Raw genomic sequence first — 12,442 nt, 5'->3', positions numbered from 1 at the left:
GTTAAGCTACCTTGGCATTGTCAATTACAAAACGTTTATTCGGTCCCAGAGCCTTAACCTCTTTGGTAACCTCATTTACGACTTCTACAAACTTTGTAGATTCAGCCGAAGAGATCCATGAAAAATGTAGGCGACCGGGTTCAATACCCATATGTTCCATCAGATTCGTAAAAAGTGAAAATTTTCTGCGAGCATAGTAATTACCTTCCAGGTAATGGCATTCACCAGGATGTCACCCGGACACCCAGACCCCGTCAGCGCCTTCCCGCAAAGCAGCAAGAGCAAACTTGGGGCTCATCCTCCCGGTGCATGGGATTCTGATTATGCGTATGTTCGGAGGATACTGCATCCTCCCGACACCTGCCAGGTCTGCAGCTCCATAACTGCACCAGTTACAAAGAAAACTGACTATTTTTGGTTCCCAATCAGACATTATTATATCTCCTTTTATTAAAAAACTTTGCTAAGCTGCCTCATTCAGAGCAAAGATCTGCGCAAAAATCTGATCATTATCAAAGCCTTTCAGATGAATGGCACCTGATCTGCAAGATGCTACACATAGACCACAGCCTTTACATAAAACCGGATTTATTTCAGCTTTTCCGGCAAAGGGGCCTGCCTCGGTAATTAAAGGCGCTGAATAAGGGCAGATGGAAATACAGACCCCGCAGGAGCTGCATTTAAAAGGCTCTGTTTTTGCAACCGTCCCGCTGGTATTAACTATTTCCTTTGAAAGTAAGGTTACCGCGCGTGATGCAGCAGCCTTGCCCTGCGCTATTGATTCATCTATCGGTTTAGGATAGTGTGCCATTCCGCAGAGAAAGACTCCGTCGGTTGCAAATTCCGATGGACCGAGTTTGGCATGTCTTTCAATAAAAAAACCGTCCTCATTCATTGCAACCTTGAAAAAATTAGCCAGAGTTTCATCCCTGTTCGGAATAATAGCTGTAGCAAGAGTAAGAAGGTCGGCTTCAATTATTAAGGGAATATCAAGCACGTGATCAGTAACTTTCAGGAAAATTTTATTATCTTGGACGTCAACTTCAGGCTTCGCATTGATATTATATCTTATAAATATAATTCCGGCTTCACGAGCCTTTTTGTAAAGATATTCCCGCTCACCATATGTTCTTATATCCCGGTAGAGTATATATATATTCATATCAGGATTAATTTTTTTCAATTCCAGAGCATTAGAGATCGAATGGGTACAGCAAACCCTGGAACAGTATGGCCGGCCGGGCTCACGTGAACCGACGCACTGAATGAATACAGCAGAATTTATATCTTTTAAGGAGGGATCCTGATCAATAAATTTTCTATCAAGTTCAAGACTTGTGAGAATCCGCGGGTCTTTACCATAACTATACTCATCCGGCATAAATGGAACCGCTCCGGTTGCAAGAACTGCAATTCCGTGATCAAGAATTTGAGCCTGTGCGTCCCTGTCGCTAGTTGTAATTGTGGATTTGAAATTTCCTACAAAGCCTTCGACTTCGGTAAGCGTGGAATTTAGATGCAGGTTTATTTTATCATTATTATTAATTTCATCAATAAGCGCTAACAGGTTTTCCTGCACATTTTCTTCATTGATTGTTTTATAAAGATTAAGCGCCTGTCCTCCCAGTTGTGAGCTCTGTTCGACAAGATGAGTCTCGTATCCCTGATCCGCAAGGCTTTTGGCTGAATTCATTCCGGCAATACCTCCGCCCAGAACCAAAGCTGTATGAGTGACCTGAAGCTCGGCTTCTTCCAGGGGTTCCATCAGGGCAACCTTGGTAACTGCCATCCTTACAAGATCTTTGGCTTTTTGCGTTGCAAGCTCCGGACAATTTTTATGCACCCAGGAAGCCTGGTTCCTTATGTTTGTCATTTCAAAGAGATATTTGTTAAGACCGGCGTTGACCAAGGTCTCCTGGAACAGCGGTTCATGTGTTTTGGGTGTGCAGGCCGCTACTACAACACGATTAAGATTTTTAGTTTTGATGATTTCGGTCATCGCATCCTGGGTATCCTGCGAACATGTATAAAGATTGTCATCAACATATTCAACATACGGCAAAGTAGCCGCATAATCCCTGACTCCGGGCACATCAATAACTCCGGCTATATTAATACCGCATTTACAGACAAACACGCCTATCCTGGGCCGATCGCCGGTTACATTTATTTCAGGAACTTCTTCTCTGATTTTTGTCAAACTGTTTCGTGACGCGTTCAGTATCTCCCCGGCAGCAGATGCGGCCGCACTTGCATCAACAACAGATTGAGGAATATCTTTAGGCCCTTGAAAAGCCCCACATACAAAAATTCCGTCTCTTGATGTTGAAACAGGGGCAAAAGGAGAGGTTTTTGCAAAATTACCAGGTGTTAACTCTACCTCAAGAGTAGATGCAAGTTCGGCAACTTCAGGTGATATTTCCAGACCAACGGATAGGACAACCAGGTCAAACCGCTCTACAATAATTTTTCCCTTTTCATCCGTATAACGAAGGGAAAGATTATTTGTATCAGGATCTTCCTCGACGGTATGTATTCTGGAGCGTATAAACCTAACACCCTCTTTTTCCCTGGCATTGTCATAATACCGCTCAAATTCTTTGCCGAATGTGCGCATGTCCATAAAAAATATAGCGGCATCCAGTTCATAATCAGCATGTTCTTTTGCTATTACCGCTTCTTTAACCGCATACATGCAGCAGACCGATGAGCAGTAACCGTTGTCGCATCGGTTATTATCCCTGGAACCGATACATTGCAGCCAGGCGATTTTTTTGGGCTCTTTACGGTCTGACGGGCGGAGAAGGTGCCCCTGGTAGGGGCCTGTAGCGCTTAGAATCCGCTCCATCTCCATAGAGGTAATAACATTCGCAAAATTTGAGTATCCATAAATGTCAAACTTTGAAGGATCAAAAGGCTTGAATCCGGGACTTAGAATAACGGAACCGACATCAATTTCTTTATCATGGGGTTGATCATTATGTATAATGGCGTCAGCGAGGCAGGCATCCACGCATTGAAAGCATTCCGAACAATAACCACAATTCAGGCAGCGATCAGCTTCTGCTTTACCGGATTCTTCATCATAGCCTAGTTCTACTTCATCAAAATTCCGGGCTCGTTTTTCAATTGCCAGTTCAGGCATATGTTTTCTTGGATTTACAGGTTCATTTACAGGTATAGCCTGATAATCAGAATTTTCAATGGTAATAGGGCCGACGGGATTGCGACCTGCAGAGAGATCCTGACCGTCAAGATAACGAATAATAGATTCAGCAGCTTCCCGCCCTGCCGCAATAGCGGCAATGGCAATCGAAGGGCCGGTCTGCATGTCTCCGCCTGCGAACAGGCCGTCACGATCTGTTGCAAATGTAAGCGGATCCACCTGAATTGTACCCCACCTGGTAAAATTCAAGTCTGTAACATTTTTGATAGTGGAGTCATCAAGCCTTTGGCCAATGGCAGGAATCAGTTGATCGATATCTATTAGATATTCGCTGTCTTTAATGGGCACCGGCCTGCGCCGTCCGGATGCATCAGGTTCGCCAAGTTCCATTTTGATGCACTTCAGCCCGCAGACCAAGCCGTCTTTGGCAAGCGCCTCCTCCGGCGCAGCAAGGTAGGCAATCTTTACGCCCTCATCCTCTGCGGCTTGAATCTCTTCTTCCCAGGCAGGCATTTCATTACGTGTACGACGGTAAATAATTTGAACTTCATCCGCGCCAAGTCTTACAGCGCAACGCGCTACGTCAATGGCAACATTTCCGCCGCCTATGATGGCAACTTTTCGCCCGATATCAGTTTTGCCTGTCAGGTTTACTTCTCTTAAAAAATCTACTCCCTGACGAACGCCGTTTGTTTCTTCTCCGGGGATACCGAGTTTTATACCCTTATGCGCGCCAAGAGCAAGATATACAGCTTTATAACCCTGGTTAAAAAGATCATCTACACTCAAATCCGGGCCCAACGGGCTGTTGGTTTTAATTTCTACACCCAGATTGGTAATGATTTCAATTTCATTATCAAGAATCTGCCTGGGCAGACGATGATCGGGGATCCCGACCCGCAACATGCCGCCCGCTTCCGGCAGGGCTTCATAAATGGTGGCTTGAATACCTTTGCGTGCCAGATGATAAGCACTGGAAAGTCCGGCGGGACCGGAACCGATAATGGCTACTTTTTCATCTCTTGCAGGGGCGCATTGAATCTCAATCCCGCGCGGATCAAATTGATCGGCTGCCAGCCTTTTAAGATTACGGATTGCAACAGGTTCATCAACATCACACCTGCGGCAGGCATCTTCACATTCGTGCGGACAGATACGTCCAAGCACTCCCGGCAATGGAAGATCTTCCATTATTATTTTCAAGGCTGCCTCATATTTGCCCTGCTTTACCATCTGAACATAGCCTTGAACATTCAGACCGGCCGGGCATGCAAGACGGCAGGGCGCCTTGTCGGCTTTTTTTATGGAATAAGCACCCGGAATAGCCTGGGCATATTGTTTATAAATTGCTTTCCATGATGTAAGCCCTTCATCATAATCATTCGGAATATCAACAGGGCATACCGTTTCGCATTCACCGCAGCTTGTACACTTGTTAATATCTATGTACCGGGCCTTTTGCTTGATTTTTACCTTGAAATGCCCGGCGCTCCCTTTGATGGATTCAAGATCTGAATATGTGATAAGCTCTATATTTAAATGCCGGCCGACCTCGACCAGTACTGGAGAAATAATTCACATGGCACAGTCATTGGTGGGAAAAGTCTTGTCCAGCTGGGCCATTACTCCTCCAACAGAAGGTGTCTTTTCCAGAAGATATACATAGTATCCTGAATTAGCCAAATCCAGTGCGGATTGCATACCCGCAATTCCTCCGCCTACAACCAAAACCGAACCAATAATATTTTCAGACATCATTTTTCTCCTAATTGAGCATAACCCTTTCTAAAGTATAGCTTTCAAATCTATTGACAGATCATTGTTCGTTCCATGAAAGATTGCTTAATATTAACAAATTATGCCATTTTGTGCAATAAAGTGACCTAATAAAAATTCTAAATTTTTTCAAGTTCAAGAAAGGCGACTAAATTTCAAATCAGGTTCAACCATATGAATATATTAAATATTTTAAGTGTTAAAAATTTGAGACTGACGCAGAAGCTGGGAAGCTTAACAGTTCTCATCCAGAGACCAAATATCAATATTTTATTTGGCCCATAATGTATCAGATTGAAAACAATATCACAAAATTAATTTTAAATGTTATCATTATAAATATAAAAATGTCAACTGAAATGTATTGTTAATCCGGCAAACGTATTTGACAAACTGCAGCAAAGTGGAATGAAATTATTTTAGAGCGTGTGCTTTAATATACGACGAGTTCGCATGATTTATATATTTTCAGATTATATTTGATCACCAGTGAGCTCCATTAGTTATTGAAAAGGTACCCTTGATTTTGCAAATTGTACGCTTGGGCTACAATTTCCTGGAAAATCCTTAAAAACATTCTTGAACTGAAATCGATATAGATGTAATCTCTTTTTAGAAATATAGATTGTCAGATAATTACCCGATTTTAAAATTGGGCACAATAATATGGGAAGGTAGGAGTTCAAAATCTTGAACCCCTACTCCGATGACCGATAACGCAGTGAAATTATTTATGTGATAATCTATATATAATTTCTGAAGGGATATAAGGTTACAGCGGGACCAATAAAAAATAATCTGTTATCCGGATGGATGTGCGCAAATTAAACCCAAAAAAGATACCTGCAATTTCTGCGGCTGAAAAATTCGCCTTCCTGCTTTATAATATGGGGTGGAATTTGGCCATACCTTTACTCCGGATAAACAGCAGGATTAAAGACGGATTTGAGCAGCGGATTCTAAAAAAAGGATTGCCTGGGGTAGATCTATGGATACAGGCTGCGTCGGCCGGGGAGGCCTATCTTGCCTGGAATTTTGTAAAAAATTTGAGATTCGTCCCTTATTTAAGAATATTGATAACATCCAATACCAGGCAGGGGATTGAAATACTTGCCCGGGCGGCTGATGATATTATGCGATCTGAAAAAGGGAAAAAAATATTTATATCTTATTTTCCCTTTGACAAGCCTGCCATAATGAAAAAGGCCGTTAAGGAGGTTCGTCCGAAATTAATGATCCTGCTGGAGACGGAAATCTGGCCGGGCCTTATGATGGCTTTAAAAAAGACAGGCTGCAGGATTGTTATCATAAACGGCAGGATAACCTTGAAAAGTTTTAACAGGTATATACTTTGGCATTCTCTATTCAGCAGATTGAGCCCGGACAAAATTTTTGCCGTTTCTGCTCCTGATGCAGAACGGTTCACCCTGCTGTTCGGCAAAGAGCTTGTCGCAACTATGCCGAATATGAAATTCGACCGGCTTAACAGCCCATTATCCGATGATGAAAACAGGGATTTAAATAATTTATTGCCATCAAACACTCCTTTTATTGTACTTGGTTCAGTAAGAAGCGAGGAAGAAGATCAGGTTCAGGAAATTATCCTGCATCTGCTCAAAAGACGGCCGGATATAATTATCGGGCTCTTTCCCAGGCATATGCATAGAATCGGAACCTGGGAGGAAAGGTTGAATCATATATCTGCAACATCGGTACTGCGATCTAAAATAGATAAAACAGTATCTTCCGGCACGGTAATTTTATGGGACGTTTTCGGAGAACTGGGGGCGGCATATGGAATATCAACGGCAGCATTTGTCGGCGGTAGTCTTGCCCCCCTTGGCGGGCAAAATTTTCTGGAAGCGGTTGTATCCGGTGTGGTTCCTGTAGTAGGCCCTTATTGGGATAATTTTGCCTGGATCGGTGACGAGATTTTTGAGCAGGGGCTTGTTACAAGCGCAGCTAACCCGATTAATGTCATCGATATGTTAGAAAAAAATATTAATAAACCGGAACAGCGCGATAAAGTGCGCGACTCGATAGGCAAATATATTAAAGAGCGTCAAGGTGGAACTGAAATTGTATGTTCTTATGTAGAAAAATTTTTGAAGGAGAAAAATTTTTGAAAAATATTCCGGAATGCTATGGGATCATACCAGCCCGATACGCTTCTACAAGATTTCCTGCCAAGCCTCTGGCCGACATTCTCGGCAAACCGATGTTCTGGCATGTTTTTAAACGCGCCGCCCAATGTCCCGAGCTGTTAAAAACAGTTCTGGCAACAGATGACACAAGGATATATTCTGCTGCGGAAGAACTTGATGTGCCCGTTGTAATGACCAGGCCGGATCATCCCAGCGGCACCGATAGGGTAATGGAGGCGGCTGATATTCTTGATCTTCCTGGGGATGCCGTTGTTGTAAACATACAGGGAGACGAACCTGCGATGAAACCGAAAATGTTGACGGAGCTTGTTGAGCCTTTTGTAGATTCCGAGATACTTGTAACAACAATGGCAAAAAAAATACGCGCAGAGGATGCTGAAAACCCTGATCAGGTTAAAGTTGTTTTCGGAGAGAATAACAGAGCGCTTTATTTTTCCAGATCGATTATTCCTTATGCACGGGATGACGAAAAGCCTGAGCTTTACGGACATATAGGATTATATGCTTTTCGTATGAAAACTCTTAAAAGATTTGTTTCTATGCCAGCCGGCAGGCTTGAAAATACGGAAAAGCTGGAGCAATTGCGTTTACTGGAGAACAATATACCGATCCACATTGTTGTTACAGATTATCAAAGTATCGGGGTGGACCGGCCGGAAGATATTAAAAAGGTCATAAAAGCCGTTTCTTTATGAAGGAACTGAAATATAGATTTTCAGATAATTACCAGATTTTAAAATTGGGCACAAGGCCAGGGGGGTAGGGGTTCAAAATTTTGAACCCCTACTTAGACGACCGATAACGCAGTGAAATTATTTATGTGAAAACCTATAAACGGTGCATAATAATGATTCGGAGTTGGAAGCAAGGGTGGTGGCAGCCCCTTTTAACAAAACTCATGCGTCAGGGATGTGAGCCGTATCCTAATAACCAAAAAAATGGAGCAGAACAATATGGCGGACAAAAAAGCAGATTTGACCGGATCAAATTTGGCAGGAGCTGATCAGTATCGGAGGAGGTATCGGACAGTCCAGAACTTTTATGTATCTGTTACGCGCGGCTCATATCGGAGAGGTTAGCGTCTCTGTATGGCCAAAGGTCCTAAAGGATATGTGCGCGAAGAAAAACATACATGTGTTGGAATAAGGCTAAAAAATTATACATATGAAAGGAGATTTACAATGGAAAAAATTTTGATCGTTGGCTGTAAAAAAGCTATGGATAATGTTTGTATCGCATGTTCAAGGTGTCTGGTCGCTTTTAATCGAAGAGAGGGTGAGTTCAGCCGTTATAAAGATGATGACGTCGAACTTGTCGGCCTGCTGAATTGTGGCGATTGCCCAGGCGCGACAATCGTAACAAGATTAGCTCAAATCAATCTTTGGAATAAACCGATGGGAGAAAAAATAACCAAAATACATGTTGCCGCTTGTATAGAAGACCACTGTCCTTATAATGAGATGATTATAAACAAGATAAAAGCTAAATCAGGCGTGGAGGTGATTATAGGTGCGCATCCCTACAAGCCGAATGATATTTTTGCATAGATATATAGATTTCCACATAAATAATTTCACTGCGTTATCGGTCGTCGGGGTAGGGGTTCAAAATTTTGAACCCCTACCCCCTCTGGCCTTCCCAAAACCATTATCTTAAAGCATATAGCGCCTGAATGATCAAGATAGGGATAGCTTAAAAAACATGCAAATTAGGGAGGTGTGTGATGATTGTCGGCATACTTAAGGAGATAAAGTCGGCGGAGAATCGTGTTTCCATGACTCCTGCGGGAGTTGAGACGCTTGTTCAAAACAGCCATGCGGTTCTTGTGGAAAAAGACGCCGGCAAAGGCACCGGTTTTACCGATAACGATTACGTTAAAGTCGGCGGAGAAATTGTAGCTTCTCCCGGGGAAATCTATAAGCGGGCGGATATGGTTATGCATGTCAAGGAACCTTTGCCTTCGGAATATGATCTTATCAGAAAAGATCAGATTATATTCACTTTTCTTCATCTTGCAGCCAATGAAAAATTGACCCGGGCGCTGATAAAGAGCCGGTCGGTATGTATCGCCTATGAAACAATTCAGAAACCGGACGGGTCTCTGCCGCTTCTGACCCCCATGAGTGAAATCGCCGGCCGGCTTGCAGTTCAGCAGGGAGCCGGATTTCTGGAAATGACTCATGGCGGTCGCGGCGTGCTTCTAGGGGGCGTGCCCGGAGTTAATCCGGGCACAGTTGTTGTTATAGGCGGCGGGACAGCCGGCATCAATGCAGCCAAAATGGCCTGCGGTTTGGGTGCCAAAGTATATCTGCTTGAAATCAACCTGGCCAGGCTTCGCTACTTAAGCGATGTAATGCCGAAAAATTGTTTTCTTATAATGTCCGGTCCGGCAGCTATTCGCAAGTTTGTCAAAAAAGCCGATCTTGTGGTTGGCGCTGTGCTTAGCCCGGGAGCCAAGTCCCCCCTGCTGGTCACTCGGCCGATGCTTAAAACAATGAAAAAAGGCTCGGTAATAGTTGATATCGCTATTGACCAGGGCGGCTGCTTTGAAACTTCAAAGCCCACCACCCATATAGATCCTGTTTATACTATCAACGGTGTGCTGCATTACTGTGTCGCCAACATACCCGGTGCCGTTCCCATAACATCTACAATCGCTTTGACCAACGCAACGCTGCCATATGTAGTTGAGATCGCCGACAAGGGCTGGAAAAGGGCGGCGCGGGAAAATCCTTCGATAGGTTCAGGCCTAAACGTGGTTGACGGAAAGGTTACATGCAGGGGAGTTTCCGATGCTTTTGGCCTGGAATATATTTACTTTGAAAGCATGATTGAAAGCAGTCTTTAATTAGGGTCGTTCCGGCTTGAAGCAAATAAACGGGTATTTTCTTGACGACACCGGCATGTCCTTAATGGTGAGTTTTTCTAAAAGTTTTTTTCGGGAGGTGGCCTGCTTCGACTTGGAGGCGTTGAAACTGAACCGCTGTATAAAAGCCTTCAGTTCATTGGCCCGGTCAGTGGTTTTCTTGTTTCCCTCCTGTTTCTGTTTCAGATTTAGTTGGCTGGCCTGGTACCAGAAATCGTAGTTCCCCATGTACACCGAGATCTTACCAAAATCGATATCTGCAATGTGTGTGCAGACCTGGTTCATGAAATGACGGTCATGTGACACTACGATTACCGTGTTCTGGAACCTGTAGAGAAACTCCTCAAGCCAGGCAATGGACTTTATGCCCAGGTTGTTGGTGGGTTCGTCCAGAAGGAGGACGTCCGGGTTTCCGAACAGGGCCTGGGCAAGAAGCACTCGCACCTTTTCCCCGCCCTCGAGTTCCTTCATCTTTTTCTGATGCATCTCTTCGATAATGCTCAGATTGTTTAAGAAAACCGCCGCTTCAGACTCTGCCTCATAGCCGCCCATCTCTGCGAATTCAATCTCAAGCTCACCTGCTCTGATTCCGTCCTCTTCGGAAAAATCTGGTTTATTATAAAGAGCTTCCCTATCTGTCATAATTCTGTACAGCTTTTCATGGCCCATTATTACAGTGTTTAAAACAATCTCCTCGTCAAAGGCAAAGTGCTCCTGTTTTAAAACCGCGATTCTCTCCCTGGATCCCACGGAGACGGTTCCCGAGTCCGGTTCTATATCCCCAGAAAGAATTTTCAAAAATGTGGATTTTCCTGCTCCGTTGGCGCCGATGAGTCCGTAACAGTTGCCTGGTGCAAATTTGATATTAACGTCTTTGAACAGAACCCTCTTGCCGTAGGCGAGGGTAACATTGGTGGTGCAAATCATTGTTGTTTTGTTTCCTTTTCGTTAAATATTAAAAACCACAGGAACGGATCCTGTGGCTCAAAAAACATAGGTACGGATTGCGCAACTCTTGGTTGCCATTTTTCCCAAGTAGGTTGAAGGTTCAGAGGTATCAGCCTGACACAAACTTTTTGAGAGAACTTTAGGAATGTTAAGGAATGTTAAGAGGGATATATTTTTTAGTAAAAAATAATTAAAATAACAAGTCTATTTTGATATTTTGCCGGGAAATGAACATATCAATAGTATAAAATGTATGCGACATACAATATTTATCAGTAGTGTCCGGTTAAGTTTTTGCATATAGCATTTGCTCTTTGATAATCAGATTATTAGACCATACGTTTTTTTCGTCAGTACGTAATTCGTTCTGGATGGTATTTCTAAGCTGACGAATCCTCTTTATTGATACAGGTTCATTAAACTGTTCATGGCAGTATATGGCCATAAGCAGGTAGGTTATTAACCCCGCAAGGATTTGAACCATCAGGCCATATCTACTGTGAGCAATCAAGTGGTACACTTTTAAATGTTTCTTCCACCATTTGAAAAAAGTTTCGATATCCCATCTAAGCTTATAAACGGTTGCAACCTGCTCGGCTGTAAGATCATAACGATCAGTTGCCACAAAATATTTGACACCGGCAATTTTATAACCAACCAGTCGAACCGGCTTTCTGGTCTGGTTTACCCCAGGAGTGCCAAGAAGAACCACAGCATCATAAAAAATATAGCTGTCGGGATCAACAGGCTGCTCTTTGATAATAGTTCTTGTTGTTTTCGCTTTGATGCGGCAAACAAAATGTTTTTTTTCATCCTGAAGAAGATCAAAATCCTTATGTGATTGATACCCCCGATCCATGATTCCTGTTTGGCCTTTTGTAAGGATAGACCTGACAAAGGGGCGTTCAGCGCCATTTCCATTTGTCAGATGAATTTTTATAGGAATCTTGCGATTGACATCAAAGCCGAAATGGCCTTTTGCTTTTTTAGCGCCTTTTCTGTAATCAGCCCAGTACATGGACAGAACTGCATCAATTAAAGATCCATCAATGGAAACGAGTTCACCGAGATCTGAATAATTTGATGGTAAAGCATTTTGTGCCTGGCTGCAAAGAGCTTGAAAAACATATTCAAGCTGTTCAAGCCCTCGAGAATTGATAATTTCGGAAAAACTGCTACGACTGATCCCTCCATCTGGAGCGACACATTCTTTGGCAAAATCGTCTTCTTTAAGGTGTTGAATAAGATCACGAGCTGATTCATGTTCTTGTAGATGGAAAAATATCAGTGCGTGAAGCTGATCTTCAAAAGTCATTTTCAATGGCCTGTGACCTCGGGATTTAAGCTGTGGCGTGTCAGGAAAAATCTTTTGCAAAGGTTTGAGAAATCGAGCATGAGATTGGGGATTAAAATTCTTTTTTGGGATATTGAATATGTCCATTTTTGTCTTAACTCCTTGTTATAATTATATTTTATAACAAAACGATAAAAAATTTTTATTTGGTTTGTCAAGTAAAAAAT

At 43.0% G+C, this 12,442-nt stretch carries 8 protein-coding genes; 4 read left to right on the top strand and 4 right to left on the bottom strand.

The window, feature by feature from the left end:
- Position 1 precedes the first annotated feature (1 nt).
- Positions 2–433 carry a hydrogenase iron-sulfur subunit gene (locus BuS5_RS16595; RefSeq protein ID WP_157487336.1) on the bottom strand — a complete coding sequence of 144 codons (432 nt, stop codon included), beginning with the start codon at positions 431–433 and terminating at the stop codon, positions 2–4.
- 30 nt (positions 434–463) lie between these two features.
- A complete protein-coding gene (locus BuS5_RS16590; RefSeq protein WP_157487338.1) occupies positions 464–4,921 on the bottom strand; it encodes an NAD(P)-binding protein in 4,458 nt (1,485 codons plus the stop codon).
- Positions 4,922–5,757: 836 nt separating this feature from the next.
- Between BuS5_RS16590 and BuS5_RS16585 the strand changes: the two genes are divergently transcribed.
- The 4 genes from BuS5_RS16585 (at position 5,758) to ald (ending at position 9,955) form a co-directional block, all read left to right on the top strand.
- Positions 5,758–7,068, top strand: coding sequence for a 3-deoxy-D-manno-octulosonic acid transferase (locus BuS5_RS16585; protein ID WP_198012201.1), 1,311 nt, complete (start codon positions 5,758–5,760; stop codon positions 7,066–7,068).
- Complete coding sequence (gene kdsB / locus BuS5_RS16580; RefSeq protein ID WP_027353367.1) at positions 7,065–7,802, top strand: 3-deoxy-manno-octulosonate cytidylyltransferase; 738 nt, start codon at positions 7,065–7,067, stop codon at positions 7,800–7,802. Before BuS5_RS16585 ends, kdsB begins: the two co-directional genes overlap by 4 nt.
- A 486-nt stretch (positions 7,803–8,288) precedes the next feature.
- Complete coding sequence (locus BuS5_RS16575) at positions 8,289–8,654, top strand: CGGC domain-containing protein (protein WP_027353368.1); 366 nt, start codon at positions 8,289–8,291, stop codon at positions 8,652–8,654.
- 176 nt (positions 8,655–8,830) lie between these two features.
- Positions 8,831–9,955 (top strand): alanine dehydrogenase, encoded by a 1,125-nt coding sequence (ald, locus tag BuS5_RS16570; protein WP_027353369.1) that lies wholly within the window; start codon positions 8,831–8,833, stop codon positions 9,953–9,955.
- On the opposite strand, the gene BuS5_RS16565 is transcribed toward ald, so the two are convergent.
- Together BuS5_RS16565 and BuS5_RS16560 are read right to left on the bottom strand one after the other, a co-directional pair.
- Positions 9,956–10,900 carry an ABC-F family ATP-binding cassette domain-containing protein gene (locus BuS5_RS16565; RefSeq protein WP_035264720.1) on the bottom strand — a complete coding sequence of 315 codons (945 nt, stop codon included), beginning with the start codon at positions 10,898–10,900 and terminating at the stop codon, positions 9,956–9,958. It abuts the gene before it with no gap.
- A gap of 307 nt (positions 10,901–11,207) precedes the next feature.
- A complete protein-coding gene (locus BuS5_RS16560; RefSeq protein WP_036019371.1) occupies positions 11,208–12,362 on the bottom strand; it encodes an IS4 family transposase in 1,155 nt (384 codons plus the stop codon).
- Between the last annotated feature and the right edge of the window lie 80 nt (positions 12,363–12,442).

Origin of the sequence: Desulfosarcina sp. BuS5 (genome assembly GCF_028752835.1) — a bacterium.
Lineage (GTDB): Bacteria > Desulfobacterota > Desulfobacteria > Desulfobacterales > BuS5 > BuS5.
The sequence above is the reverse complement of the archived record's forward strand: the minus strand, read 5'-3'. Positions and strand labels throughout refer to the sequence as shown.

Coding starts and splice junctions, on each gene's coding strand:
- BuS5_RS16575 (WP_027353368.1), top strand. CDS start 8,289: ATGGAAAAAATTTTGATCGTTGGCTGTAAAAAAGCTATGGATAATGTT.
- ald (WP_027353369.1), top strand. CDS start 8,831: ATGATTGTCGGCATACTTAAGGAGATAAAGTCGGCGGAGAATCGTGTT.
- BuS5_RS16565 (WP_035264720.1), bottom strand. CDS start 10,900: ATGATTTGCACCACCAATGTTACCCTCGCCTACGGCAAGAGGGTTCTG.
- BuS5_RS16560 (WP_036019371.1), bottom strand. CDS start 12,362: ATGGACATATTCAATATCCCAAAAAAGAATTTTAATCCCCAATCTCAT.